This window comes from Magnetospirillum sp. XM-1, from assembly GCF_001511835.1.
Classification (GTDB): domain Bacteria; phylum Pseudomonadota; class Alphaproteobacteria; order Rhodospirillales; family Magnetospirillaceae; genus Phaeospirillum.
In genome coordinates, this window is the sequence record NZ_LN997848.1 from 2984194 (window position 1) to 3010379 (window position 26186).

The window sequence follows — 26186 nt, forward strand, 5'->3', positions numbered from 1 at the left end:
AGGCGGTCCGTGTTGTCGCGTGTCCGACGGCAGGGCGCGGTTGGAATTATCTCCTGATCCCCTATACTCTGATCGCGTGTGCGTAGCCGAGGGTATTTCAGCCGTGAAATCCAGGGCGTCACAGAGTTGGGGTGGGGCGTATGAACCAATTGTCCGGCGTGACCGGCAGCAACAAGCTGCTCGATTTCGGAACGCGCGTAAGCCGGTATTTCCTCGATTTCCTGGAAACAGACTTCAAGCGTCAGAAAGCCCCGCGTCGCCGGATCGTGGTGAAGAATGCCGCCGGCCAGCTCATGTCCTTCTCCCTGAGGAAGTACGACCGGCTAAACCGCGACATCCTCGATCTGATCCGGGAGCCCGCCACTGAAAAGGGCGCTTCCATCAAGATCACCCGTGGCAAATACGTTTCCCGCATCAGCGCTACGCTGCGTAATCTGATCACTCAGCAGATTGAAGCCATTCCCGATCGGGAATTCGCCCAGATCGCTGCCAGAACCGTCGATGACGCCAAGGCTTCGCTCAGCAAATCAGTCGAAGATCCCGAGCGCTGGATTGAAGGCATCATCGCCTCGGTAGAGGATGCCGTGGCCGCCAACATCGTGCTGCCGCTGCTGACCCAGTTGGAAGTGCATCTCAAGGCTGCGTCATGGGATGCCGAGGAATCCATCTTTGAGATCCAGAACGAGATCGTCGAGGCGCTGACCCGGGATCTGGGGGAGCATCTGCCGTCGGCGCTCAACTCGCTGATCGTCTCGGGGAAGGCCGACAAGATCGAGGCGGTTTTCACCAACTTCTTCGATACCACCCAGGCCAAGCGGCACATGTCGGACTACTTCGACACCTTTGCTGCTTCGGACGCCTACAACGAGATTCGCGAGCTCCACAGCAACGCCAAGCTCGCCGGAGACAATTTCCAGCTCTATCTCTATGTCGCTGATCTGCACTTCAAGACCGCATCGTTCCCGCTGTTCTACATCGCCGCCGGCATCCAACAGGGCGAGGATGGCGCCTCTTTCGTCCTGGAACTCGATACCCGCGTCTTCGTCAACAAGGCGGCCGTGGATTGGGTTTCCCAAGAGGCCCAGATTTCCGGTCTGCGCTTGGCTATGAACCCGGTCGAGGATCGGATCATTTATCTCAAGCCCGACGTTTCGCAGGCCACTGAGATCGATCGGGTGATCCGTCGCATCCAAAGCATCTTCGACTTGGATCAGCAGGTGACCATCGCCACCGATGGCCCCCGGCAGGGGCGGTCACTGGATATCCGTATCACAGCGAATCTGCATTTCGCCGTGTTCGACAAGTCAGATGAGGCCCTGCTGAATGACTACGAGACCCTTCTCACCGAGCTGAAGGGACAAGGCGGCGCCGTCGCCGAGCTGTTCACCAATGTCGTGACCGGATTTATCGACAAGGATCCCGCCCGGTTCGATTCTGCGGTAGATGAACATTGGGAAAACGTCAGCGTTCCGGATCGACTGGTCGCCGAGACTCCCATCCCGTTGAACGAAGAGCAGCGCAAGGTGCTGGAGGCGTTAGGCCGGAGCGATGTGCGCTATCTGGTGATCCAGGGACCACCAGGAACCGGTAAGTCGCATACCATCACCGCCATCGCCTTTGACCACATCCTGAACGGCAAGACCGTCCTGATTCTGTCCGACAAGGGAGAAGCGTTGGACGTGGTCGAGGATAAACTGACCAAGGCGATCAATGGGGTCCGGGTCCATGATAGCTTCCAGAATCCTATTCTGCGCCTTGGCCGCCAGGGCGGCACCTATACCAAGCTGCTGACCCAATCATCCATTGGCAAGATCAAGACCTATCATAACGCCGCCAAGGGGCAGCGAAGCCAGCTGAAGGCCGACATCAAGGCGGCCAGGGAAAAGATGCGCGCCAATATCGCAGCATCGGTGGAACACCTGTCGGCTGTTTCAATCCAGCAAATTCATCGCCTCCATGAGCTCGAGGCCGCCATCGAAAAGTGGCTGCCTAACTCTGGCAAGGTAATCGGTGAAAGCAGTGCCAGGCCAGCGAAGGTAACCCTCGAATCGATCCAGTCTGTGAGGGACTGGCTGGTCAGCCCTTCTGGTGCAGAGGCTATCGGCGAAATCATCAGCTTCAGCCCTACATCTCCCAAGGATGTCGTTGGCACCATGAAGAAGCTGGCGCTGGCGTCGCAGATGAGTGCTCTCCACCAGGAGCGGCACGCGTTCAGCGTGTTCAAGTCACTCGATCCCCAAAGCCACCACTCTGTCATCGAGAGCTTCATCGTTCGCTATGACAGTCTGAAGCTCCCAATTCTGGGATATCTGTTCCGCGGCGCAGCCCTGCGGGAGACTCATGCGGCATTCAATCAGGCTGTTCCGCTGTCGAGCATCCTCGAGGTCCATAAGCGCCTCGGTGACATCCGGACCGTCGCCAGATTGCTGCCCGCCATCACAGAGGTTATTGAGGCTTGGGCTCTTCCACAGGAAGATTTCGACTGGATCTTTGCCCAGTCAGTTCACAAGGGCCGCTCCGCTTTCCCGAATTGTACGGACCTGACCGGGTTCATCGCCAGCACGCTGGCCGCGTTTCCGGAGCTTCGTTCGGTGACATGGGCCGATGAGAGCGGCATTGAGAGATTTATCTCCTTGTGCCTTGACGCCGCGGAGATGAGCCTGCTGTGGGCCATGATCGGCCACCATGAGCGACAGGTTCCTCAATTCGACTTCGTAGCTGAGCGCTCGAGGCTTGAGCAGCTCTATGCCACTCAGATGACCCATGAGATGGATAGCCGGTTTCTATCCTTCGCCGAAAATTCCGCGGCTACGGCCAAGACATTGGCGACAGTCATCCGGACCCGTCAGAAATTCCCAACCGAGGCTTTCGCCAAGCTGCGGGACGCCTTTCCCTGCATCATTGCCGGCATCCGCGAATTCGCCGAATACATCCCACTCGAGCGGGACATGTTCGACCTGGTGATTATCGACGAAGCGTCGCAAGTGTCCGTTGCCCAGGCTTTCCCGGCGCTGCTGCGCGCCAAGAAGGTTCTGGTGATGGGTGACAACCGTCAGTTCAGCAACATCAAGTCAGCCCAGGCCAGCACCGAGATCAACGCCTCTTATACGGCGGAACTTCAGTCCTTCTTCCGCCAAAACGTCTCCGATGCCGCCGATAAGATGGTCAGGGCCAGCATGTTCGACGTGAAGCGGTCGATCCTGGATTTCTTCGATCTGATCGCAAACTACACCACGATGTTGAAGAAGCATTTCCGCGGCTACCAGGAACTCATCAGCTTCAGCTCCCAGACCTTCTATGGCGGCGCCCTGCAGGCCATCAAGGTGCGTGGATGCCCGGTTGAAGATGTCATCCAATTCACCGTTCTGGATCATGACGGCCGCAAGGAGCGCTATCGGAACACCAATTCCATGGAAGCGGAATTCATCCGCGAGGAATTGGATGCGATTCTCGAAGAATCAGATGAGGATGACGCGGAATATCCGACGGTTGGCGTCATCACGCCGTTCCGTGAGCAGGTGACCTTGCTGGCCAAGGAGCTTTTCAACTCCCCGAATGGCAAGCTGTACGAAGAGAAGTTGAAGCTCAAGGTCATGACCTTCGACACCTGCCAGGGCGAGGAACGCGAGATCATCTTCTATTCCATGGTCGCCACCGCGACCCAGGATTCGCTGAATTACATCTTCCCGGTCGATCTGACGAACGCCTTCGACCGGGTCGAGGAGGCATTGAAGGTCCAGCGCCTGAATGTGGGATTCTCGCGCGCCCAGGAATGCATCCACTTCGTGCTGTCGAAGCCGATTGACCAATATGTCGGCTCGGCGCGGGCGGTGCTGCAGCATTACGAGCGGATTTTGAATGATCGATCCATGCCGGAGCAGCATGAGGTCGATCCGGCCTCGCCCATGGAGGGGAAGGTTCTCCAATGGCTGAATGCCGCGACTTTCGTTCAGAACCATCGGGATGAAATCGAGGTTCAGGCACAGTTTCCCATCGGCGACTATCTGCGCCAGCTGGATCCGTTCTACAAGCACCCCTCATATCGGGCCGATTTTCTGCTGACCTACAGCAATGGGGACGGCAAGCCCATCAACATCATCATCGAGTACGACGGCTTCCAGGAACACTTCACCGACCGTAAGAACGTCCATGTCGGGAATTGGGCGGAGTATTACAAGCCGGACGACATCGAGCGGCAGATGATCATCGAGTCGTATGGCTACAAGTTCCTGCGCATCAATCGGTTCAACCTTGGTACGGACCCGGCACAGACGCTGTCACGTCGCCTGGCCGAACTGATCAAGGCCGCCGAGGATGATGATGACCATGAGCGGGTAAAGGCGATCCGGAGCGATGTCGAGGATCTGCAGAACGGCGACAAGAAGATGTGCCAGCGCTGCAACCAGATCCGCGACCTTAAGGACTTCTGGGATCAGTCCCTGAAGAAGGGCGCCGGTGGGCATGGACGGGTTTGTGCCCACTGCAAGCTGGCCGACAAGACCAGTCGCGCTGGCCATGGTGGTGTAAGGCGGAGGCGTCGTCGGCGGTGGTGATGGCTGGATCTGCGCGACCGTCAGATTTTACATCGACATAAGCCAGAACATGGCACGTTCATGCCAGATTTTGGCATGAACGCAGCCACTGTAAGGGCAACAGGCAGCGATGGCGTTTATTCGACAGCCAAGTTTTCCTTCTCGACCCGATCTCGGATAATCGGCCGCAGCTTGGCACGCTGATCATCATCGAGGCCATACGTGTCCTTGATTTCATCCAGAACCGCCTCAACGATCTGCTGGGTTTCCCACTGGCGCTCATTCTCTTCGGCCAGGGCATCGCGCTCCATTTCAAGCTGCTCAGCCTTGCCCTCGATCTCGCTACGCTTGAGAATGGCGTCGATTTCGTTGTCAATCTCGCCGCTGCGAATCATGCCGTCGGTAACTTCCTTGATGAGACGATCACGGTGCAGCGCACTTTGATCCTGGGCCTTATGCATGGCCAACCCCACGGGGCCATACCGCTTCTTCAGACGGTTCGGCAACTTGGCTGAATGGCGAACGATCAACTTCCGAAACTTGTTCAACTCGCGGTCGACGTTATAGGTCAATCCCCGCAGGATCTGTTCGGTCGGCGTATCGTCCCGATCAAGGATCATGGAAATGAGGATGGCGTCCTTCAGGACATCGGTCAGCAAAACCGAATTCTTAGCCAGCAGATACGGGGCGCAGAAGTCAAGCAGCCGCCGGGCTGTTTCCACCGACGGAGCCCCGCCATCAATCTTGCATTCGACGAAGCTGTTCCAGTTCGAAAGATTGGTGGGTTGAATGCCCAGGTGATCGCAAAGCTCCTGACGGGAGACCTTGCTCAAGGCATGGACCTCCAGCAGCAGCTTGGTGGCGTTGCGAAGGTGCCGCTTGCTGGGCAAGGGGCGAACAGCAAAATCAACGACAGGGGCGGTGCTCATGATTGATCTCCTTGATCCGTGGAAATTTGATGCCCGGATCATCTCAATCTGAGATCAATAAATCTATTATAAGCATGGCACTAATAAGTCAATATTCAGTGATCGCTGAATCATCTGAAAATCAGTCTTGACGCCCCCGGATTCCTAAGTCTGTCTCCCTGCGCTCATTGGGAGGGGAATTTAGCCAGAGGCGCTTGATACTCCATCTAGCGTTATCGCGTCGCCACATGACAACATCTTGCGTTCATCGGCACGTGAAGATATATTGCGCCAATTGGTGGTTGGGGAGTGGGTCCAATGCCCGCGCTGAAGACATACGATCTGTTCATTTCGCATGCTTGGACTTACACCGAGGTGTACGCCAAGCTCGTCGATTTCCTGAACGCAGCACCGTTTTTTGCCTGGCGCAACTATTCGGTCCCAAAGACCGATCCGTTGACGGGTGGGAGTGCGGCCAAGCTGACGAGTGAACTCGATCGCCAGATTCGCCCGGTCAACTGCGTGCTGATTATCGGCGGCATGTATGTCTCCTACCGGGATTGGATCCAGAAGGAGATCGACATAGCCAGATCCTATAACAAGCCGATCGTGGGCATTCGACCCTGGGGATCCCAGATGATGCCACAGGCTGTTACTCAGGCCGCCCGCGAAATCGTTGGATGGAATACCGCCAGCATAGTCGATGCCGTGCGTAGGCATTCGATCTGATGTCCGAGATCGCCGACAAGCCGATATCTGCGCTGCAAGCCAAGCGTGAAGGGTATCCCGAGGACAAATTCGAGGTTCACCTACTCGACCAGTACAAGCTCTATGTCGAGATGGCGGATCGGGTCAGCGCCCGCAGGATGCAGGCCAGCAATATGTACATGCTGGTGCTCTCCGCGGCGGCCACGGCCTTCGCGTTGGTTCCGGATAAACTCTCGGACAAGGCAAAGCCGCTGCAATTGGTGTTGGCCATGGCGGCCCTCTTCATTGGGGTCCTCTGGCACAGATCGTTGGCCTATTACAGGGATCTCAACGAGGCCAAGTTCAAGGTGATCCATGAGATGGAGGCTGCCTTGCCCATGGACGCCTTTGACCGCGAGTGGCAGTTCTTCAAGAACCGTGATCGGAAAGGGTGGTGGAAGAAGCACGTCAGCCTGTCGACCATGGAGCGGACCATGCCGATGTTGGCGATCGCCATATCGATTGTCGCGGTAGTGATGGTGGTGCCGGAAATGGGGTGGTGGGAGAAGGTCGTTATGATAGTGGCGCGTTAGCTCTGAATGAAGTTGGCGGTCTCTATGCCAGATATCTGCGTCGTTGGGCAAATTGCGAAGTGAGATTCTGAAATGGTTTCCGCCACAGTGAACGGCAATAATTAAATACTTAATTATTAACTGTGGTTATATTGAAATCAATTTGTATCTGCGTGGGCCTATTCTCACAATCATACTGATAATGCTACTATTTAATTCTTGGGTTAGCACCTTGTCCCTGCTTTCGTTCACTAGTCTAGCTGCATTTTTTATTGAAATAAATCCAGGATTGTTTTTCTCAATCCAGTTATAAAGTGCCGCTCTTGCATCGCTAAGGTCAACATAAAGATGATCAAGTGACGCTGGTCGTGTCTTGCAGTTACTGTATAGTGTTATCTGTCCTTCATAAATTGACCTGATAATTTCATTGGCAGGCCATTCATCGCAGCTAAATAGGCGAAGTGCATCTGATATCTTGTGCAGGTTATTCGTACTGGTGTGACTATCTGCTGATATTGAGAGAGAGCATAGTTTTTTTGCAAATAAATCAATTTCATATGTAGAGCATGTACGATTCTGGCGTCCGTCATTGATCATGGTTTCGTCGAATTGAATTATCCCTGACTTTGCAAGATTTCTGATGGTCTTTACTGATACGCCAAGTTTTCTTGCCGCTTCTTTGGGGCCAATACGCTCGGTTAGTGTTGATCTGACGGAGGTGGCCTCCTCGTCGGTCAGGCCGACTTGCAGGCCAATTTTTCGTGCTGCTGATGGGCCTATTCCAACTTTCTCCCCTGCGTCCTTCAATTCTAGCTGTTCACGCCTGTCACGAGGCATTTCCGCCCTTCGGCGCTTGGTGATATCCGAAATTTCGGGCCAATGCCGATCTCTCCATCTAATTATTGCCCTCTGAATATGTTGTCCAGATGGCTTGCGAACGCTGTGAACTAACATTCCTCGAAATGAAAGTATTTCTCTCCTAATTTCACATGGTTTAGAGTCAATATCTGCGCCATGTTTTATTCCTTGGATGCGATCGAGAAGGTCAAATAAATTGTCAGGCCAGTCCATAAATATATTAATTCCAGATGAAATTATTTCAAATCGTCTTTCGTGGGGCATCGCGTGAAATTCGTTCAGTCCTGCGTCTGTCAGTCCTGATGAACAAAGCCCTGATGATGCAAGCATCGCAATTATATTAGAAAAAGAGACGTCATCTAGCTGTGGTGAGAATTTAACTGTATTATGGGCGCGTAATTTATTTATATCAGCCTTATATATTATTAGTTCCATCATTGAAACTACTGCGCTATCAGCCTCTGGCCTTGTCGCAGACTCCCATCTGCCCTGAGAGTCCGTCCGTGAAGTTTCCTATGATTTCCGGTGTCTTGCTATCCTTCGCAGCATGAGGCGGATCATGGCGAGGCGAAGAAACGCCAGCGCCATCCTGGCGAGATTCTCGAAGTCCTTGGCGAGACGGCGACAACGCCCCAGCCACCCGAAGGTGCGCTCAACGATCCACCGCTTTGGCAGAACTTCGAACCCCTTGGCGGTGTCGGAGCGTTTGACGATTTCCAGGTGCCACGCCCCGAGTGCGCGGACGGCTGCCGCGGTGGCGGCCCCCTGGTAGCCGCCATCAGCGAACACCCGAACGATGAAGGGGAAGAGGCGCCGGACCTCCTTGAGGACCGGCAATCCGCCATCACGATCCTGGACATCGGCCGGTTGGACATGAGCCGCGAGGATCAAGCCAAGCGTATCGACGACGATGTGCCGCTTCTTGCCTTTGACCTTCTTCCCAGCGTCGTAGCCCGATGGATCAATCCGCGCCCCCCTTTTTCCGCGCCCTTGACGCTCTGGCTGTCTATGATCGCCGCCGTCGGGCTGGCTTCTTTGCCGGAGAGTTCCCGCACCTCGATGAACAGGGCGTGATGGAGGCGTGCCAGCGTGCCATCCCATTCCCACAGCCCAAGATATTCATGCACCGTGCTTTTGGGCGGCAGGTCCGTGGGCAATGCTCGCCACTGGCAACCGGTCATCAACACGTAGAAGATCCCATTCACCACTTCACGAAGATCCACCGTTCGCTGGCGCCCGCCGCGCTTTGCCGGTGGGATCAGCGGCGCCACCAGCGACCATTCCTCATCCGTCAGATCACTTGGATAGCGAAGTCCGCTCCGCTCATAGAGCCGTCGGTTGTCCTTGGTCCACATGGCGCCCCCAGCATTTCTCTGGAGACCCATGGAATCATAACCGATTCACCTGATTCAAGAACCTTCCGGACGGCCTCTGACATGCGCAGGTTAAGAGACCTGGGCGCCGCCAAGATAGTTTTCGTTCGCAATGTGGACATCTTGAAAGAAGTATTGTTCGGTGATCTGGGCATGCGATAAATGATGTTAGGTCCCATTCAGATTTAATATACCCGTTATCGACTACGCATGCGGGGCATATTTTTGGATTTGTAACATCGAGCATTGTATAGCTAACGTCGTGACCAAAGATTTGCGCCTTTGTACGGGAGGAAGCCTTCGATCCGCGATCGTAAGACATTGCCTTGAATTCATCTGACGACATGCCAATTAGGCTTGCAATGCGATCTCCGATACCTGGCTTGTACCAATATGGAGCGCCCTTGTAGCCCGCGATTTTGAGAAGCTGGGGAAGGTTGGCGTAGCCATTCAATTCAGAGAGGCGGAGAAGATAGCCGTTGAGACTCTCTCCCTTAATGGGCGGGGGCGTGCCGGGGAGGATCATGGGGAGGTTCTTTAGCTTGCTTCCGTCCAAAAAGGATTTTCATCCAGCGGCGACAATGGAGCAAGAATCCTATCGAAGGCGAATGCCAAATCTTCCATCTCCACACATGCGGCACCCCGATCAATAGCACACATAGCCGCCTTCCTAATCAGCAGCATCAGTCTTCCGACACTACCTTCGCTAGCTAAATGGAGCTTTTGGGCCAAGTCCACATCAGCCAAGCGTGTAAGCATGTCGAACGGCAATTGCTTGTCCACCTCGGCAAGAAATAGTCTGAATGCCTTACGATTGGCTTGATCGTCCCATTTGAATGGCCCTAAGTGATAACGATACGGACAAATTCGGGCGAACTGGGCATTAACGTCCACGATTACGCTTGAATTGGGAAGGCCGGACAGTACGAAAGGTATTCCTGTCATCTTAGCCTGCTGCTTTAGCCAGTCACCAACCTTGTTCAAGGTGCGCTCACCGGACGACTCGACGATGTGCTGAAATTCATCGACGAACACCACCTCGACCTTCTGCAACTTCAGTTGGATGCGCACACGCTCGCTTTTTTTCTCCAGAGTACCGATCTCGGAGCCTGGGTCATTCAACGCCCTTAGCATGACTGTTGCGGCGCCCAGCATGTTGGCCTTCACTGGCAGTTCAAGCAGCAACACAGGCTGACGTAGCACGCCATCTATTCGACTCGGAGGATTCGCGGCCAGATAGCTCTTGAGTAGGGACGACTTGCCGGAGCCCGATTCGCCAGTCAGCAGTATGCAGTGTGGTTCGGGAAACAGGGGGGCAGATTCTCGATTCTCATCAATCTGGGCACGGATTGCGTTTCCAAGATCCCGGTGCACATAGACTGAACCAACGATCATCTTTCGATCCCTCGCAGGCACCTTACTCCAGTCCGTAGTTGCGATATCCGTCTGCCTCATCACCTCTTCCCCCTCGGAGCAGGCCCATGAGGCTTGCTGATGCCCATTTCGGCGTAAATGTCATCGATCTCGTCGTCATGTACTGGCGACGCCGCACTGGGCTTCGCTCGAGTCAGCACCGTCAGTTTGGCTGGCGGCTGTAGAGCCTTGGGCTTGGCCGTCGCCACCGCTCTCTTGGGCTTCTCCGCTACGGCGGCCTCAATCTCAGCTTCCTTGCCCGCTTCATGGCGGCCGATACCGACCCAGCGAGCGGCCGTCTTGCGCGTCCGCATCTTGCTGCGCTTCTTACCCATGGCCTCGGCCACCATCGCTGAGATGTCCTCCCGGGCCCGTGCCAGGGCATCGAGATCGATCTCAGAATTGAGCACCTTGCGGACGTAGGTGCTGATCGTCTTGTGCTGCCACATGGTGAGATGCGTGGCGTAGTTGGTCTCTGCCTTAGCCACTGGCATGACAACGTACCGGTTGATCCGTGGGTCGCGCACCCGGATGGTCGCCAGGTCGGATGGATCGTATTTAATCTTGACCATCTTGTCCGGCGCTGCCTCGTGGAAGGCCGGGTCCTGCAGCCAGCCGACGATCTCGTCGCTGACGTAGTGAAGGTGCTCGAATTCGATTCCTGTGCGCCGGAGCTTGCGGGTATCCACCCGCCCCAGCAGAGCGTCGAGCTCCGAGATGTGGCTGACCTGGCGGACCGGTGATGCCTGACAGCCGCGCAGCCAGGCGTTCACCGGGATGTCGTTGATCCCGCGGTGCTTGTTGCGGCTGAAAACGTCAACGACCCACTTGTGGACGATCGCCTGCAGGGTGCTGAACGGGATGATCGCGTTCTTGACCGGGTCGTAGTCGTCTCGCTCGAGGATGTTAGAGAAGGTGGTGCCTGGCTGCTGTTGCAGGAAGGTCTTGTTGAGCGTCTTGAAGAACCGCTCGACCGAGCCCTTGTACCAGGGCTGCTTGGCCGGAGAATGACGGATATCGATGTGCATGCAGGCACAAAAATCCTCGAGGTCGGTGCCGAGGAATTCCATACCGCGGTCGAGCGACAGCATGTCCGGCACGCCGTGGCACGGCCACTCGTTCTCGATCTCGGGGAACTTCTCGTTCAGCCAGCTCTTAGGCCGCATCGCGTTGCGCAATGCCTGCATCACCGAATGCACCGAGGGCGGCTCAAAACCGAGGTAGAAGCCGGTCACCATGCGCGAGAACTTATCAACGCAGACGGTGAAGTAGGGGCGTCCCAGCGGCAGATAGGTGTCGTCGTCAACGCAGAAGAGGTCGACGTGGGTGTGGTCCATTTCGACCACGGCCAACGGGTGCGTCGCATTGGCCTGCGGCTGCACGGCGTCGAAGGCGAGCTTGGCCGCCCGCTTTCCTTGCCGGGCTTCAGTGACATCGCGCAGGTCGAGGTCTTTGACCAGATTGTAAAGGGTCCTGACCGAGGGGCAGGCCATCTGGTCCGTATCTGAGCGCAGCCGATTCTCGCGATTGATTCTTCCCCGCAGGTGGTAGTGGATCTCGCCAACCGTCCGGCGCTCTGGCGTCATATACTGTTCGGCAAGTAATTCATCAATGATGGCTCGGACGTCGCTGCCAAGACGGTCCGACCGGTTCCCTTTGGCCTTGGTTCTATCGACGAGTAGGCGGAGGTCCGCCTTCTCACCGGCACGACGCCTCCAGCGGCAAATGGTCAGGTAGCTTGGTGGGTTAGGATCGTTGAACTGCTCGGCCAGCCGCCGAATGGCCTCCTCAGTGGGGCCGTGGCTGAGTTTGACGATGCCCATCTTCAATAGGCCATCGAGATAGCGGCGCCGGCGCCGCGCCGCTTCCTTCAGATCATCGGGATGCGAATGGAAATCCTCCTGGAGGGCTTCCAGTGATGCCTTGCTGGGAACGGTCGGAATGATACGGAGCTCGCCCTCAACCAGGGCTTCGGCCAACTGGTTGTCAGTCGTCGTCCGCTTCTCGCCGGTGGCGATGGCCTCGAGCAGAATGGCACCGTCAGCCAGCCGCTCCAGCACACGGTACTGATGGTCCTGCAGAAACAGGGTGTCGCCACGAGCCAGGCGTATGGCGGTCATTGGCGTGCCTTTACGGTAACGATGCCGGGTGGATTGTTTGAGACGTAGACCATGGTGGATGGGCCCAACGGCTCGTTGAGATCGGCGAGCAGCTTTCCCTGGCCGACCAAGCCGAAGACCGTCGCCTCCGGGATCGGCCGGCCGACTCGGCCGGCGGCTAAGTCGCCAATGCTGATGGTATGGACGCTTTCCAGAATCTCCCGAATGTTCGGCAGCGCTGGTGCTGGCAATTCGAACTTGGCTGCTCGGTTGATCACTGCGGCATTGGACAGACGGGGCTCAGTCCGGATGAAGCTCTCGGCGTCGATGAGGAAATTGTGTCCCATCTGCTCAATGACCGCTCCGACTTTGCGAAGCCGCTTCTGCAACTCCTCATCGGCTAGGTCCTCATCGGGTTTCACCTCGTGTACCTCGGTGCCATCGATGGTCTCCAGCAGAAAGTCTGGCGTGTAGTGATGGAGCCCGCCAGCGAAGCCGTATTCGACCTGGAAAGGCTGAGCATGGATGGCGATGACGGTAGGATCGACCTCAGCCAGCAGGATGAAATCCCGCTCGATCTGGCTTTCCCAGGGGATCATCCACCCCATTTTCCGGCTCGCAAAGCGACCAGTTACCCGCACACTGCAACGTGTCACCACATTGCGGACAGGGCGCCCAGGAACAAACGGCTTTCGCAGCATGGTGTTTCGACAACAGGTTTCACTGCGGTCGACGATAACAGCCTTAGGGCGTGTCGGCTAGTAACAGCTTATGGTTCAAAAAGCGGATTCTGCACCGGATTCCGGGCCCCAAAGCGGCCATTTTGAAGCATAAGGTGTTACTGGAACTGGGATGGGAGGGGGAAATAGGGGGCGGGAAGGCGCTAGTAACACCTTATGGCTACAATGGTTTCAGCTTATGGTGCAGCCTACACGCGCTCCGTAACGTCCAGGAGCGCGGCCGCCTCGGCCGCATCCCCGTCCTACCAGGTCCGCACGCGGCCGGTGTCGATGTGGACGAAATCCGAGGCCGGGTAGATGCCGACGCCGCCGGCCTTCAGCGACAGGGCGGCCTTGCCCACGTGGCGGGTGGCGTGGCCGGGCAGGCGGATGTCGACGGCCTTGCCCTGGGTGTGCAGGGACTGGGTGGCGACGCCGTCGCTGAGCGAGGCCATGATGGCGTTGGTGGCCGGCGAACGGTAGCCGCAGATGATGTGGATCGGGCCCTTGGCCCCCATCTTGCGCTGGACCGAATTCATCATGTCCAGCAGCTTGGGGTCCATGGGGTGGACCTGGTTGTTGCGGTGATCGCGCAGGAAGCGGCTGATCTGGGCGATGGACTTGGTCTGGTAGTGGCCTTCGGCCCAGTACACGGACTTCAAGGTTTCGCCGGTATGGGTGTTGTAGAGGTGGATATGGCGTTCGGGCATGCGGCGGACAGCGGCCTCGACCGGGTTGCTGACCACCAGGGTGGCTGCCGCGCTCAGACCGAGCCCAAGGAAGCCACGTCGGCTCTTCGCCTTATCGAACATTCCCCCTCCGTCCTCTTTTTCCCGAGGCTCTCCCCCTCGGGCGGGGACCTTATTACCATTTCCGGGCGGGCAGGAGTCAACTACCCCTTGGCCCCACCCGCGGGTAGGTGCGGTCGGTATGGGGCGGTCAGGAGGCGCCGGCGGTGCGTCCGGTCACGGAGCGCGGCACCGGGGCGCGGGCGCGGTCCAGCGCGGTCATCAGGCGGCGGTCGTGGCCGTAGAGATCGTCGCGGAAGTGAAGATTGCCGCTCTCGTCGGCCCAGGCGGTCCAGTACATCATGTAGACCGGCGTCGTCCGTTCCAGCATCAGGGTGCGGGTGGACTTGTTGGCGGCGAGGTTCTCGGACAACTTGCCCTGCCAGCGCGAGCCCAACAGCAATTCGCCCAGGTCGACGGGGCGCTCCAGACGTACGCAGCCATGCGACAGGGCCCGGTACGAGCGCCCGAAGACCCTCCGGTTGTTGGTGTCGTGCATGTAGATGTCGTCGGAATCGGTCAGGTTGAACTTCAACTGGCCCAGCGCGTTGTCGGGGCCGGGCGGCTGGCGCAGGCGATAGGGGAACTTCTTGCCGATGGCGTTCCAGTCGATGCCGTCGCCCGCCGTGCCGGTGGCGTCCTCGGGGAAATCGACGATCTGCAGGTTGCTGGTGGCCAGATAATTGGGATCCTTGCGCAGCTTGGGCAGGATTTCCTTGTTGGCGATGGAACTGGGCACCCGCCAGGCGGGGTTGAGCACCACCGAGCTTACGGTGGTGTTCATGCTGGGGGTGGGGTGCTTGACGTCGCCGACCACCACCCGCATGGACATGACGACATTGCCGTCGTCCACCACTTCCATCTGCTGGGCGGCGATGTTGACGGCGATGTGGTGACGCCCGAACGAGCGGGGCATCCAGCGCCAGCGTTCCAGATTGGCGGCGATCTGCCGGGCGCGGGCGTCGGCGGGCACGTTGAGATGGGCCAGGGTCTTGCCGCCGATGGTGCCGTCGGGGTCGAGGCCATGGCGGGCCTGGAAGCGCTTCACCGCTTCGACCAGCGGGCCGTCGTAGGTCTTACCCTCGGCGAAGCCCTCGGCCAAATCGCCCGAGGCGATCAGGCGGCGGCGCAGCACCGGAACGCGCTCGTCGGTTTCGCCGGGGACCAGCTTGTCGCCGGCCGGCAGGGCGGGCCAGCCGCCGGCTGCCGCCATGGCGCGGGCCTTTTCCAGCCCTTCGCGCAGGCGGGCATAGCCGACGTAGTGGGGCGAGGCCGCCTCGATCTGCTCGGCCAGGGGCTTGCCGTCGGCCAGCGCCTTGAGGAAACGCACGCCGTCGAATTCGCCCCGCGTCTCGGCGCCGAAGCCGCCCACGTTGCGGGCGGGCAGCACGCTGCCGATGGCCAGATCGCGCCCGAAACGCAGCAGCGTGGCGCTGACCAGGACGTCGCCGTCCTGGTCACCCGGCGGGGGCGTCGGCATGGCGTAGGTGGTGGGGTCGAGCCCCTGGGCGGCGGCCAGGGCGCGGGCTTCGCGCAGCAGGGATTCGGCGGTCGCGGCGGTCCAGGCGGGCTGCCCCTGCCGTCCGCGATAGAAGTCGCGCAACGCCTTGCCTTCCGGGGCGGGTTCGGCCAGCGGGGCGGACGCGATGGCCGCTTCGATGCGCCGCTGGGTTTCGGCCGAGGATTGGGCCTGCGCGCCCGTTTCCCAGCCGAGGATGGCCAGACCCATGGTCAAGGAGAAAAGCAGCGGGCGCGACGACAGCACTTATGACCTCTAGCCCGGATTGCGGGCGGACTACATCGTTAGGGGAGGGACGAAAGCCCTCCCACATGACTCGATATCGATCCAATCCGTCCGGGTGTCAACGGGCAACAGCGGCGGCGCCCGGATTTGTCACAACTCGTCAGCCCTGGGCCCAGGGCAGGCCGGACGCCTTCCAGCCCGCGGTCAGGCCGCGGTGCTTGGCGGAATCGTGCGGCCCCTCGAAACCGTCGGTGATGTTCCAGGCGGCGCTGTAGCCCAACTGGGTCAGCAATTCGGCCGCCGCGCGCGAGCGCACGCCCGAGCGGCACAGCAGCAGCAAGGTGTCGTCCTTCTTCACCCCATGGGCTTCGATCTGGGCGGCGAAGGCGTCGTTGCGGACCATGGTGGGGAAGACCTGCCACGAGACCAGCAGGACCTGCTTGCCCACGGGCGACAGATCGGGGACGCCGACGAAGGACCATTCCGCCTGGGTGCGGACGTCGATGATCTTGGCCGAGGGGTCGGAAGCAAGGCGTTCCCAGGCGTCGGAGGGGGTGATTTCCCCGGCGTAGCCGAGGGTGGGGGACGTGGTCATGGCGGGCTCCAGAAACAAAACTACATAAAAGCTAGTGCATAATAGAGCTAATGTACACAGAAAAATGTTGACCACGGTGTGAAATGTGGGGTACATCGTAGTTTGTGAGCGATGAACATCATGTTTAGTGTTAAATAGCAAGAGGGCCTGTCATGAAGGACGCTACCCACGCCGATCTTTCCGCCATCGAGCCGCTGGTTCGCTCCTCGGATCTGGCGGAATACCGGCAGGCCCTGCAGCGCCACCAGAGCGGCGAGTGGGATGCGGAGCGCTTCACCGCCTTCCGTCTGCGCTACGGCGTCTATGGCCAGAAGCAGGCCGGCGTCCAGATGGTCCGCATCAAGATCCCCGGCGGCGTGGTGCCGACGCCCTGGCTGAAGACCCTGGCCGACGTCAATCGCCGCTTCGCCAAGGGCCCGGCCCACATCACCACCCGGCAGGACTTCCAGCTGTACTACGTGCCGCTGGAGCGCACCGCCGACATGCTGGACGTGCTCAACGCCGGCGGCATCACCACCCGCGAGGCCTGCGGCAACACGCTGCGCAACATGACCTCGTGCGCCCTGGCCGGCGCCTGCGGCCGCGAACTGGTGGACGCCGGCAAGGTGGCCGACCAGCTGGCGCGCACCTGGCTGCGCCACCCCCTGGTCCAGCACATGCCGCGCAAGATGAAGTTCACCGTGTCGGGCTGCGCCACCGATTGCGGCGCTTCGCCCATCCACGACCTGGGCTTCATCGCGGTGGAGCAGGGGGGCAAGAAGGGCTTCAAGGTCCTGGCCGGCGGCGGCCTGGGCGGCCAGCCGATCATGGCGGTCGAGGTCCTGTCCTTCGTGTCCGAGGAGGACCTGCCCACGGTCATCGAAGCCACCGCCCGCCTGCACCAGCGCTATTCCAACCGCCGCGACCGCGCCATGGCCCGCCTCAAATTCGTGCTGAAGCGCTTCGGGGCCGAGAAGTTCACCACCCTGTTTAGGGAAGAGTTCGAGCGTCTGAAGAACCTGCCGCAGCGCCCCTGGCAGCCGCTGGCCTGGCGCAAGCCGGTCGAGGCCCCGGTGGCCCGCACGCCGGCCGGCGTGGTGCCCGGCCATGACGGCAAGGTGGCGCTGGTGGTCTACATTCCGCTCGGCATCGTCGACTCGGACCAGCTGGACGCCCTTTACGACATCGCCGTCTCGGCCGGAATCAGCCGCCTGTCCACCACCCGCGACCAGAAGCTGGCCTTCATCGACGTGGCCCCCGACAAGGTCGCCGAGGTGACCGCCCGGGTCCGCGCGCTCGGCTTCGACATCCCCGAGGCGGCCGAGGACGTGCCCGACGTGGTGTCGTGCCCCGGCACCACCACCTGCCGCATCGGCATCACCAATTCCCAGAGCTTCGGCATCCAGGTGGAGAAGGAAGCGCAGCTTTCCCTGAACTCGGGCGTCGCCGATGCCAAGGGCGTTTCGGTGCATGTGTCGGGCTGCCAGAATTCCTGCGGCCTGCACCACGTGGCCGATATCGGCCTGCACGGCATGGGCAAGAAGATCGACGGCAAGCCCGCTCCCCATTATCAGCTGCATTTCGGCGGCGACGCCTATGCCGGCCAAGTGGGTCTGGAAGGCCCCATCGTTCCGGCCCGCCTCGCCAACCAGGCGGTGGCCCTGCTGCGTCCGGAGATCAGGGCCGCCCGCGCCAGGGGCGAGACTGTGCGGGCCTGGGCCGAGCGCCTGGGCAAGGACGGAATCAACGCCATCCTGGCCCCGCTGGCGGCGGGCGAGGGCGACGACCTGTTCACCGATTGGGGCGATGCCGACGTCTTCGTCGGCCCGCCCAAGGCCAAGGGCGAGTGCGCCGCGCCCCAGGTCAGCACCACCTACTACACCGACTTGGCCGATGACGGGCTGATCAACCTGGACCGCTTCTTGGCCACCGGCCGCTGGCCCGAGGCCCTGAAGGCGGGCGAGGAAGCCACCGTCTACGCGCTGCGCCTGCTGCTGGCCGGCCACGGCGTGACCACCGAGGACGACCAGGACGCGGAAGGCGTGTTCGCCCTGTTCCGCTCGTCGCCGGCGGCGACCATCGAAGCCGTCAACGCCTTCGAATCGGTGCTGGCCGAGCGTACTTCCGCCCTGGTCACCGGCGAGGCCGACACCTATCGCGAGGCGGTGGCCTACTTCATCGACACCGTCGGCGTGCTGATCACCAAGCCCAAGGCGCCGGTGGTGGCCGAGGTGGGCGACCTGGCCTCGATCCTGGCGGTGGTCGCCTGATGTCGCTGGACGTCGCCCATCTGATCGCCACGTACGGCCATCTGGACGGCAAGGATCTGCTTGCCGCCCTGATCGGGGGCGAACTGGCCGGGCGCGTCGCCGTGACCTCGTCCTTCGGGGCGGAATCGGCGGTGCTGCTCGATCTGGTGGCAGGGGTGGACCCCGCGACCCCGGTGATCTTCCTCGATACCGACGAGCTGTTCGACGAGACCATCGAGTACCGCTATCAGCTGGAGCGCCGCCTGGGCCTTTCCAATGTGGTGGTGGTGCGTCCCCGCGACGAAGAACTGAAGGAAGCGGCCGATCTGTGGCGGACCGACGAGGACCGCTGCTGCGAACTGCGCAAGGTGCGGCCCCTGGCCCGCGCCGTGACCGGCTACGACGCCCTGGTGGACGGCCGCAAAAGGGCCCACGGCGCAGAGCGGGAAAACCTCGCCACCCTGTCGGACGGCGGCGGCGTGCTGAAAGTCAGCCCGCTGGCCACCTGGAGCGCCGAGGCCATCGAGGCTCATTTCATCACGCATAACCTGCCGCGCCATCCCCTGGTGGCGCAGAACTACCGCTCCATCGGCTGCTGGCCCTGCACCCGACCGGTGGAGCCCGGCCAGTCGCCCCGCGCCGGGCGCTGGGCCGGCAAGGGCAAGAGCGAGTGCGGCATTCATACCAAGCCATTGGGCCGTTAGGGCCCGGTGACCTGAACGCGGAAAGACAAACAAGAGATGATCATGAACGATCTCGACGCCTTGGAGAGCCAATCCATCTACATCCTGCGCGAGGCCTTCAACCGCCTCGACAAGATCGCCATGCTGTGGTCGATCGGCAAGGATTCCAACGTCATGCTGTGGCTGGCCCGCAAGGCCTTCTTCGGCCACGTGCCGTTTCCCGTGCTGCACGTGGACACCCACAACAAGATCCCCGAGATGATCGAGTTCCGCGACCGGGTGGCCAAGGAATGGAACCTGCCGCTGATCGTCGGCGAGAACACCGAGGCTCTCGCCGCCGGCATGGGCCCCCACAAGGGCCGCGTCGAGTGTTGCACCGCCTTGAAGACCGAGGGGCTGAAGGCCCTGCTGGCCAAGCACGGCTTCACCGGCGTCATCGCCGGCATCCGCCGCGACGAGGAAGGCACCCGGGCCAAGGAACGCGTCTTCTCTCCGCGCAACCAGTCGGCCGAGTGGGACTTCAAGGACCAGCCGCCCGAGTTCTGGGACCAGTTCAAGACCGATTTCGCGCCGGGCACCCATCTGCGCATCCATCCGCTGCTGGCGTGGTCCGAGCTGGACGTGTGGCGCTATATCGAGCGCGAGGACATCCCCATGGTCGATCTCTACTTCGCCAAGGGCGGGCGACGTTACCGGTCCTTGGGCTGCGCGCCCTGCACCGGTTCGGTGGCGTCCACCGCCACCACCGTGGCCGAGATCATCGAGGAACTGGAGACCACCAAGATTTCCGAGCGTTCGGGCCGCGCCCAGGACAAGGAATCCGAGGACGCCTTCGAGCGTCTGCGCGCCGGCGGCTATATGTGAGCGAGGGGACAGCATAATCATGAGCAACACCGCAACCGCCCTTAAGGTCAGCCCCGAGGTCTCCGTGTCCCACAGCGCTTCCCCCATGAAGATCGTCGTGGTCGGCCACGTGGACCACGGCAAGTCCACCCTGGTGGGCCGTATCCTCAACGAGACCGGCGCGCTCCCCGAGGGCAAGGTCGAGTATCTCCGCGAAGTCTGCGACAAGCGCGGCATGCCCTTCGAATGGGCCTTCGTCATGGACGCGCTGCAGGCCGAGCGCGACCAGGGTATCACCATCGACACCGCCCAGATCCGCTTCAAGACCGCGCACCGGCCCTACGTCATCATCGACGCCCCCGGCCACAAGGAATTCCTGAAGAACATGGTGTCGGGCGCGGCCTCGGCCGAGGCCGCCGTGCTGGTCATCGACGCCCACGAGGGCGTGCAGGAGCAGTCGCGCCGCCACGGCTACCTGCTGCACCTCTTGGGCCTGCGCCAGATCGCCGTGGCGGTCAACAAGATGGATCTGGTGGATTTCTCGGAAAGCCGCTTCGAGGAGGTCAAGGCCGAGATCGTCGCCTATCTCAACTCCATCGGCGTCGAACCCACCTACGTCGTCCCGGTGGCGGCCCGCTCGGGCGCCAACATCGCCGAGACGGCCGCCGAGACTCCTTGGTACACCGGCCCCAGCGTGCTGGGCGCGCTCGACCTGTTCGAGCCGGCCAAGCCGCTGACCGATCTGCCGCTGCGCCTGCCGGTGCAGGACGTCTACAAGTTCGACGAGCGCCGCATCATCGCCGGGCGCATCGAATCTGGCCGTCTCAAGGTGGGCGACACCCTGGTGTTCTCGCCCTCGGGCAAGATGGCCAAGATCGCCACCATCGAGACCTGGGGCAATACCCTGGCGGCGGTGTCCGCCGGGGCCGGCCAGTCGGTGGGCATCACCCTGGACGAGCAGATCTTCGTCGAGCGCGGCAACGTCGCCAGCCTGGAGCATCACACCCCCTACCAGTCCCACGATCTCAAGGCCCGCGTCTTCTGGCTGGGCAAAGGACCGCTCAAGGTGGGATCGCGCTACAAGCTGAAGCTGGCCACCGCCGAGCACGTGGTGGACGTGGTGGCCATCGAGCGGGTCATCGACGTGGAAGACCTGGCCAACCACCAGGGCACCGAGGTGGCGCGCAACGCCGTCGCCGAGGTGGTGTTCCGCGCCAAGTCGCCCATCGCCCATGACTCGTTCATCGACAATCCCCGCCTGGGCCGCTTCGTGCTGGTCGAGGGCTACGACATCGTCGGCGGCGGCGTCATCGCCGAGACCCCGGCGGGCGAGGCGCGGTCGCGCTCGACCCACGTCACCGAGGTGCCCCACAAGGTGGATGCCGAGACCCGCGCCATCGCCAACGGCCATCGCGGCGGCGTGGTTTGGCTGACCGGCCTGTCGGGTGCCGGCAAGTCGACCATCGCCATGGAGGTGGAGCGCCAGCTGTTCCTCAAGGGCTGGCAGGTCACCGTGCTGGACGGCGACAACGTCCGCACCGGGCTGTGCGGCGATCTGGGCTTTTCGGACGCCGACCGCGCCGAGAACATCCGCCGGGTGGGCGAGACCGCCAACCTGTTCGCCGAGGCCGGCATGGTGGTGGTGACCTCGTTCATCTCGCCCTTCCGCGCCGACCGCGAGAAGGTGCGCGCCATCAATCCCGACGCCTTCCACGAGATCCATGTCGCCACCGGCCTCGACGAGTGCGAGCGCCGCGATCCCAAGGGCCTGTACAAGAAGGCCCGCGCCGGCGAGATCAGCTACTTCACCGGCATCGGCTCGGCCTACGAGGCGCCGGCCCTGCCGGAGCTGACCCTTGCCACCGAGGGCAAGAGCGTGGACGAAAGCGTGGCCGACCTGCTGCGCTACATCGAGAACGCCTTCTCGCTCTCGGCCCGCGAACAGGCCAACGGCTGGGGGCTGTAAGCCTTTCTTTCCGGGAACGGACAAAGGGCGTCGCCTTTAAGGGCGGCGCCCTTTTCCTATGGCGCCTTCGGCAGGGTGAAGCGGATGGTGCAGCCCTCGGTGACCGTGGTGTCGATCCAGATGCGTCCGCCCAGGCGCTCGACGATCTTGCGGCAGATGGCCAGTCCGATGCCGATGCCGGGATATTGCTCCGGGCCGTGGAGACGGCGGAACACCTGGAACACGTCGTCGGCATAGGACGGCAGGATGCCGATGCCGTGGTCGGCCACCGCCACGGTGACCATGTCGCCATCGACGCTGGCGGCGATTTCGATCCTGGGGTTGGATTCGCTGCGGGTGAATTTCAGGCCGTTGTCGATCAGCCGGGTGAACAGATCGCCCAGCAGGTGGGTGTTCGCCAAGACCCGGGGCAGCGGTCCGGCCTTGACCGAGGCGGAACGGCGTCCGATCTCGCCCTGCAATTCCTCCAGCGCCCGGCACAGGCCGTCCTCCAGGCCGACCGGCTCGACGGTCATGCCCAGCGGGGCCGTCTGGGCGTAGGCCAGCAGGCCGCGGACCTGATCCTGCATCCTGTGCCCCGCCGCCCTGAGATAGGCGAGCAGGTCGCGGGTTTCTCCGTCCAGGGTGGAGCCGATGCGGCGCTCCAGCAACTGGCTGAAGCTGACGATGCCGCGCACCGGTTCCTGCAGGTCGTGGGCGGCGATCTCGGTCATCCGTTCCAGATCGTGATTGGTGCTGATCAGCTTTTCCAGGGAGGCCGCCAGGGCCTGCTCGGCCGCCTTGCGTTCGGTGACGTTCTCCAGGGCCACCAGGACCCGGTCCAGGCGCTCTTCGTGACCGGGGGTGACGCGCCAATGGACCACCACCACCCTTGGCTTGCCGTCCAGGGTCTTGACCTCGCCTTCCACCGAGAGCTGCGTCTCGCCGTTCCAGATCGCCACGAGCTGGCGGGCGAAGGCCTGGCGCGACGCCAGGGTGAAGGTCTTCTCCAGATTGCCGAGCAGGGCGGCCGTGCTTGGCGCGTTGTGCAGGGCCAGGGTGGCGGCGTTGACGTTGATCACCTTGACCAGGGCGGCGCAGCGGTCGACGAAATCCGGATGGTGCGCGAGATGGCCGTCCAGCCCGCCGCCGATCACGCCGTGGAGGGACTCGATCGCCTTCTTCACCTCGGAGAAGTCCTCTTCCCACAGCGAGACCGGGGAATTGTCGAACAGGAGCCGCAGATGCTCCTCGCGCGCCTGAAGCGTGTGGTAGCCCCGCTCGAGGGCGCGGCGCATCTCGGCATAGGCTGTCGCCAGGTCGTTCAGCTCGTCATGGAGATTGTCCGGGGGCGCCTCCCAGTCGGTCTCGTCGAGATTGGTGTGGCGCACATGGGCGACCATATGGGCCAGGGGCTGGGCGATCAGCCGGTAGACCTGCCAGTACAGGGTGGCCAGGATGCCGGCCATCAGGGCGAGGTTGGCCAGAAACAGCAATCCGGCCCGGTGATACACCGGGGTGAGCATCCTGGGCTTGCTCACCGAGACGTCCAGGCGGCCGATATTCAGTTCGCGCCCCGAATAGAAACGGGCGAGGGGAAAGGATTTCACGATTTCGTCGGCATCCTCGCGGCTGCCGCTCTGTGCCAGGACGATTCCGGCCTCGTCGGTGACACGGACCTGCTGGACATAGGGAAACTGGCCGATGCCGGCCACCAGCTGCGCCAGCCGTTCGCCGTCCTGCAGCCAGACGTTCTCCGCCACGCTGGCCAGATAGCCCGCCTCGATCTGCTGGAAGCGCTCTTCCGTCCGGTGGGTGGTGATGTGGTAGTCGGCGGCGACCAGGCCCGTGGCCATGGCGATGGCCAGGGCCAATCCCACGCCGCCCAGGCGGATGATCAGCCGGTGGGCGACGCTGTTTTTCCTGGCGAGGGAGGATATGAAGGTCATTTGACCTCCGTCACCGAGGGGCCCAGGCCGCCGAAAGCCTGGCGCGCGATGGCGTCGTATGATCCGTCCTTCTTCATCCGGCGCAGAATATCGGCGACGGCCGGGGCCAAGCCGGCATGGCGCCGGTGCAGGTAGATGAACATGGGCACCCTGGCCAGCGGCGGCTCGGCGCAGACCAGCGGGATGCCGGCCTCGCGGGCCAGCCACAGGATCTGCCAGCGTTCGTGCAGGATCAACTCCACCCGTCCGGCCTTGAGCAGGCCGAGCAACTGGGCGGAATCCTTGACGGTGGTCAGTTCGCGCACCCGCGGCAGGTTGTGTTCGAAAATCTGCCAGCCGATGACATAGGCGACGGAAAACGGCGCCACGGCGGCCCAATCGGCGGGAGGCCTGCCGCCGGGCGACGTGCAGGCCACGAAATCGTTGACGAACATCCGTTCGGGAACGGCGACCAGGTTGGAATATTCCTTGTCCAGTCCCGCCACCCGTCCCGCCAGCCCGTCGATGATCCCGTCATCGGCCAGCTTGAGCGCCCGCGACGAGGCCGCGATGACCTCTAGTTCGGCCGAGCGGCCCAACTCACCGGCCACATCGCGGATGAGGCGCTGGTGGAAACCCGTGCCGGCCGCGTTGGTCCAGGGCGCGATCATGCCGGTGGAGAAGCGCAAGGCGTCGTCGGCCCGCGCCGATGGGGCAAGCGCCAGCCCCGTCGCGATCAAGACCGCCATTGCGGCTCGCCCAATGCCTTCGGTAAAACGTGTCAACACGTCCCCCTCTCAGATTCCTTGGACTATATCATAAGTCTGTGGCGTCTTGGCATGTTCGAAGATGTAATGGCCTTGAGTGTATCAGGAGGTTGAGGCATGGCGCGATCGGACAGAGACGGCGGATGTGGTGGCGCCTGCGGCGATGGCTCGCAGTTCTCATTCGTCATGGCATTTCAGCCGGTTGTGGACGTGGAGGCCAGGAATATCTACGGCTACGAAGCCCTGGTGCGCGGCCCGAACGGCGAAGGGGCGGCCTCCGTCCTGGCCGGAATCAACGAGGACAACCGGTACGCCTTCGACCAGGCCTGTCGGGTCAGGGCCATCGAGACCGCTGCCCGCCTGGGTCTGGATCGGCGGCTCAACATCAACTTTCTGCCCAACGCCGTCTACCATCCCGAAGCTTGCCTGCGCCTGACCCTGGCGGCGGCGGACCAGCATGGCTTTCCCCACCATCTGATCACCTTCGAGTTCACCGAGGACGAGCGGATCATCGACCGCGACCACCTTAAATCCATCATCGAGACCTATCGCCGCCATGGCTTCATGACGGCGCTCGACGATTTCGGCGCGGGATTTGCCGGATTGGCGCTGCTTGCCGATTTCCAGCCCGATTGCATCAAGATCGACCGCTGTCTGGTGACGGGCATCGACGGCGACCTTCCGCGCCAAGCCATCGTCTGCGGCCTGGTGAAGACGGCGGAAATGCTGGGCCTGTCCGTGGTGGCCGAGGGGGTGGAGCGGCGCGAGGAGGTGGACTATCTGCGCGCCCTGGGGATTCGCCTGTTCCAGGGCTTCCTGTTCGCCCGCCCGGCCATCGGGGCCCTGGCGGGGGACAAGGACATCAACTGGTAGACCGGGCGCCGGAGCGCCCGATCCGATTCCACAGACAAGCTCAGGCCGCTTCCTTCTTGCCGGGGCCCTCGATCAGCTTCTTGGCCTTGGCCAACAGGCTGGTGGGCGCTTCGCCGGCGATTTCGATCCGGCGGGGCTTCATGGCCTCGGGGATCTCGCGCACCAGGTCGATGGTCAGCAGGCCGTCGGCCAGATTGGCTCCCGTCACCCGGACATGGTCGGCCAGGGAGAAGCGGCGGGTGAACCCGCGCGACGCGATGCCCTTGTGCAGATAGTTGGAGCTTCCTTCCTCCTCCGATTTCTTGCCGGTGACCGCAAGGACGTTGTCCTGGGTCTCGATGTCCAGTTCCTTGGACGAGAAGCCGGCCACGGCCAGGGTGATGCGGTAATGGTCCTCGCCGGCGGTCTCGATATTGTAAGGAGGGTAGGCGGCGTCGGCGTCGGAGCGGGCGGCCGCCTCCGCCTGGCGGGCCAGGCGCTCGAAGCCGATGGCGGTGCGGAGCAGGGGGGAAAAATCGTAGCTCAACATGGTTACATTCTCCTTTGCGAAGCAATGTCACGCTTTGGTCCGTCCCGTTGGACCCGACCGGACCCTTCATAGGCATCCGGCGAAAATGATTTAGGATGGCTT

Annotated in this window: 20 protein-coding genes and 1 pseudogene; 8 read left to right on the forward strand and 13 right to left on the reverse strand. The window is 61.4% G+C overall.

Annotated features, from left to right (window positions below; genetic code table 11):
* Positions 1 to 140: 140 nt before the first annotated feature.
* Positions 141 to 4553 carry an AAA domain-containing protein gene (locus tag XM1_RS13805; RefSeq protein WP_068434348.1) on the forward strand — a complete coding sequence of 1471 codons (4413 nt, stop codon included), beginning with the start codon at positions 141 to 143 and terminating at the stop codon, positions 4551 to 4553.
* A gap of 116 nt (positions 4554 to 4669) precedes the next feature.
* Here the strand turns inward: XM1_RS13805 and XM1_RS13810 are convergent, their stop codons facing one another.
* Positions 4670 to 5461 (reverse strand): hypothetical protein, encoded by a 792-nt coding sequence (locus tag XM1_RS13810; RefSeq protein ID WP_068434350.1) that lies wholly within the window; start codon positions 5459 to 5461, stop codon positions 4670 to 4672.
* A 297-nt stretch (positions 5462 to 5758) separates the two neighbouring features.
* Here XM1_RS13810 and XM1_RS13815 point away from each other — a divergent pair, with 297 nt between their 5' ends.
* Positions 5759 to 6169 (forward strand): TIR domain-containing protein, encoded by a 411-nt coding sequence (locus tag XM1_RS13815; protein ID WP_068434352.1) that lies wholly within the window; start codon positions 5759 to 5761, stop codon positions 6167 to 6169.
* Positions 6169 to 6720 (forward strand): hypothetical protein, encoded by a 552-nt coding sequence (locus tag XM1_RS13820; RefSeq protein ID WP_068434355.1) that lies wholly within the window; start codon positions 6169 to 6171, stop codon positions 6718 to 6720. The genes XM1_RS13815 and XM1_RS13820 overlap by 1 nt, the downstream gene beginning before the upstream one ends.
* A gap of 126 nt (positions 6721 to 6846) precedes the next feature.
* Here the strand turns inward: XM1_RS13820 and XM1_RS24165 are convergent, their stop codons facing one another.
* The 9 genes and pseudogenes from XM1_RS24165 to XM1_RS13860 all read right to left on the reverse strand — a co-directional run bounded on the left by XM1_RS24165 (position 6847) and on the right by XM1_RS13860 (position 16288).
* A complete protein-coding gene (locus XM1_RS24165) occupies positions 6847 to 7995 on the reverse strand; it encodes a helix-turn-helix domain-containing protein (protein WP_156428740.1) in 1149 nt (382 codons plus the stop codon).
* Between the two features lie 75 nt (positions 7996 to 8070).
* A pseudogene (locus tag XM1_RS23495) lies at positions 8071 to 8942 on the reverse strand (IS5 family transposase).
* 4 nt (positions 8943 to 8946) lie between these two features.
* Positions 8947 to 9456: a TniQ family protein gene (locus tag XM1_RS25310; RefSeq protein ID WP_082700528.1), complete on the reverse strand. Its 510-nt coding sequence runs from the start codon at positions 9454 to 9456 to the stop codon at positions 8947 to 8949.
* An 11-nt stretch (positions 9457 to 9467) separates the two neighbouring features.
* The gene (locus XM1_RS13835) at positions 9468 to 10385 is read right to left on the reverse strand and encodes a TniB family NTP-binding protein (RefSeq protein ID WP_068434357.1); all 918 of its coding nucleotides are present in this window, start codon (positions 10383 to 10385) and stop codon (positions 9468 to 9470) included.
* A complete protein-coding gene (locus tag XM1_RS13840; protein WP_068434358.1) occupies positions 10385 to 12463 on the reverse strand; it encodes a Mu transposase C-terminal domain-containing protein in 2079 nt (692 codons plus the stop codon). The genes XM1_RS13835 and XM1_RS13840 overlap by 1 nt, the downstream gene beginning before the upstream one ends.
* Entirely contained in the window at positions 12460 to 13041 is a 582-nt protein-coding gene (locus tag XM1_RS13845; protein ID WP_068434362.1) for a TnsA endonuclease N-terminal domain-containing protein, read from the reverse strand. Before XM1_RS13845 ends, XM1_RS13840 begins: the two co-directional genes overlap by 4 nt.
* A 383-nt stretch (positions 13042 to 13424) precedes the next feature.
* Positions 13425 to 13973: a DUF882 domain-containing protein gene (locus XM1_RS13850; RefSeq protein WP_068434364.1), complete on the reverse strand. Its 549-nt coding sequence runs from the start codon at positions 13971 to 13973 to the stop codon at positions 13425 to 13427.
* A gap of 127 nt (positions 13974 to 14100) precedes the next feature.
* Complete coding sequence (locus XM1_RS13855; RefSeq protein WP_172821927.1) at positions 14101 to 15714, reverse strand: murein L,D-transpeptidase; 1614 nt, start codon at positions 15712 to 15714, stop codon at positions 14101 to 14103.
* Between the two features lie 139 nt (positions 15715 to 15853).
* A complete protein-coding gene (locus XM1_RS13860) occupies positions 15854 to 16288 on the reverse strand; it encodes a rhodanese-like domain-containing protein (RefSeq protein ID WP_068434366.1) in 435 nt (144 codons plus the stop codon).
* Between the two features lie 152 nt (positions 16289 to 16440).
* Here XM1_RS13860 and XM1_RS13865 point away from each other — a divergent pair, with 152 nt between their 5' ends.
* The 4 genes from XM1_RS13865 to cysC are packed head-to-tail and all read left to right on the forward strand — an operon-like array spanning position 16441 to position 22008.
* Complete coding sequence (locus XM1_RS13865) at positions 16441 to 18537, forward strand: nitrite/sulfite reductase (RefSeq protein WP_068434368.1); 2097 nt, start codon at positions 16441 to 16443, stop codon at positions 18535 to 18537.
* On the forward strand, positions 18537 to 19220 hold the full coding sequence (locus XM1_RS13870; RefSeq protein ID WP_068434371.1) for a phosphoadenylyl-sulfate reductase: 684 nt from the start codon (positions 18537 to 18539) through the stop codon (positions 19218 to 19220). Before XM1_RS13865 ends, XM1_RS13870 begins: the two co-directional genes overlap by 1 nt.
* Before the next feature lie 42 nt (positions 19221 to 19262).
* Positions 19263 to 20063: a sulfate adenylyltransferase subunit CysD gene (gene cysD, locus XM1_RS13875; RefSeq protein WP_068437830.1), complete on the forward strand. Its 801-nt coding sequence runs from the start codon at positions 19263 to 19265 to the stop codon at positions 20061 to 20063.
* 19 nt (positions 20064 to 20082) lie between these two features.
* On the forward strand, positions 20083 to 22008 hold the full coding sequence (cysC, locus tag XM1_RS13880; protein ID WP_068434373.1) for an adenylyl-sulfate kinase: 1926 nt from the start codon (positions 20083 to 20085) through the stop codon (positions 22006 to 22008).
* A gap of 56 nt (positions 22009 to 22064) precedes the next feature.
* Here cysC and XM1_RS13885 read toward each other — a convergent pair whose 3' ends face one another.
* A complete protein-coding gene (locus XM1_RS13885; RefSeq protein WP_068434375.1) occupies positions 22065 to 23936 on the reverse strand; it encodes an ATP-binding protein in 1872 nt (623 codons plus the stop codon).
* Positions 23933 to 24664, reverse strand: coding sequence for an ABC transporter substrate-binding protein (locus tag XM1_RS13890; RefSeq protein WP_082700530.1), 732 nt, complete (start codon positions 24662 to 24664; stop codon positions 23933 to 23935). The genes XM1_RS13885 and XM1_RS13890 overlap by 4 nt, the downstream gene beginning before the upstream one ends.
* Before the next feature lie 135 nt (positions 24665 to 24799).
* On the opposite strand from XM1_RS13890, the gene XM1_RS13895 reads away from it, so the two are divergent.
* A complete protein-coding gene (locus tag XM1_RS13895; RefSeq protein WP_068434379.1) occupies positions 24800 to 25555 on the forward strand; it encodes an EAL domain-containing protein in 756 nt (251 codons plus the stop codon).
* Between the two features lie 40 nt (positions 25556 to 25595).
* On the opposite strand, the gene XM1_RS13900 is transcribed toward XM1_RS13895, so the two are convergent.
* On the reverse strand, positions 25596 to 26084 hold the full coding sequence (locus XM1_RS13900; protein ID WP_068434381.1) for an Hsp20 family protein: 489 nt from the start codon (positions 26082 to 26084) through the stop codon (positions 25596 to 25598).
* Positions 26085 to 26186: the final 102 nt, after the last annotated feature.

Bases quoted from the DNA above. Each gene is read 5' to 3' on its own strand.
- XM1_RS13805 (WP_068434348.1), top strand. From the start codon at position 141: ATGAACCAATTGTCCGGCGTGACCGGCAGCAACAAGCTGCTCGATTTC.
- XM1_RS13810 (WP_068434350.1), bottom strand. From the start codon at position 5,461: ATGAGCACCGCCCCTGTCGTTGATTTTGCTGTTCGCCCCTTGCCCAGC.
- XM1_RS13815 (WP_068434352.1), top strand. From the start codon at position 5,759: ATGCCCGCGCTGAAGACATACGATCTGTTCATTTCGCATGCTTGGACT.
- XM1_RS13820 (WP_068434355.1), top strand. From the start codon at position 6,169: ATGTCCGAGATCGCCGACAAGCCGATATCTGCGCTGCAAGCCAAGCGT.
- XM1_RS24165 (WP_156428740.1), bottom strand. From the start codon at position 7,995: ATGATGGAACTAATAATATATAAGGCTGATATAAATAAATTACGCGCC.
- XM1_RS25310 (WP_082700528.1), bottom strand. From the start codon at position 9,456: ATGATCCTCCCCGGCACGCCCCCGCCCATTAAGGGAGAGAGTCTCAAC.
- XM1_RS13835 (WP_068434357.1), bottom strand. From the start codon at position 10,385: ATGAGGCAGACGGATATCGCAACTACGGACTGGAGTAAGGTGCCTGCG.
- XM1_RS13840 (WP_068434358.1), bottom strand. From the start codon at position 12,463: ATGACCGCCATACGCCTGGCTCGTGGCGACACCCTGTTTCTGCAGGAC.
- XM1_RS13845 (WP_068434362.1), bottom strand. From the start codon at position 13,041: ATGATCCCCTGGGAAAGCCAGATCGAGCGGGATTTCATCCTGCTGGCT.
- XM1_RS13850 (WP_068434364.1), bottom strand. From the start codon at position 13,973: ATGTTCGATAAGGCGAAGAGCCGACGTGGCTTCCTTGGGCTCGGTCTG.
- XM1_RS13860 (WP_068434366.1), bottom strand. From the start codon at position 16,288: ATGACCACGTCCCCCACCCTCGGCTACGCCGGGGAAATCACCCCCTCC.
- XM1_RS13865 (WP_068434368.1), top strand. From the start codon at position 16,441: ATGAAGGACGCTACCCACGCCGATCTTTCCGCCATCGAGCCGCTGGTT.
- XM1_RS13870 (WP_068434371.1), top strand. From the start codon at position 18,537: ATGTCGCTGGACGTCGCCCATCTGATCGCCACGTACGGCCATCTGGAC.
- cysD (WP_068437830.1), top strand. From the start codon at position 19,263: ATGAACGATCTCGACGCCTTGGAGAGCCAATCCATCTACATCCTGCGC.
- cysC (WP_068434373.1), top strand. From the start codon at position 20,083: ATGAGCAACACCGCAACCGCCCTTAAGGTCAGCCCCGAGGTCTCCGTG.
- XM1_RS13885 (WP_068434375.1), bottom strand. From the start codon at position 23,936: ATGACCTTCATATCCTCCCTCGCCAGGAAAAACAGCGTCGCCCACCGG.
- XM1_RS13890 (WP_082700530.1), bottom strand. From the start codon at position 24,664: ATGGCGGTCTTGATCGCGACGGGGCTGGCGCTTGCCCCATCGGCGCGG.
- XM1_RS13895 (WP_068434379.1), top strand. From the start codon at position 24,800: ATGGCGCGATCGGACAGAGACGGCGGATGTGGTGGCGCCTGCGGCGAT.
- XM1_RS13900 (WP_068434381.1), bottom strand. From the start codon at position 26,084: ATGTTGAGCTACGATTTTTCCCCCCTGCTCCGCACCGCCATCGGCTTC.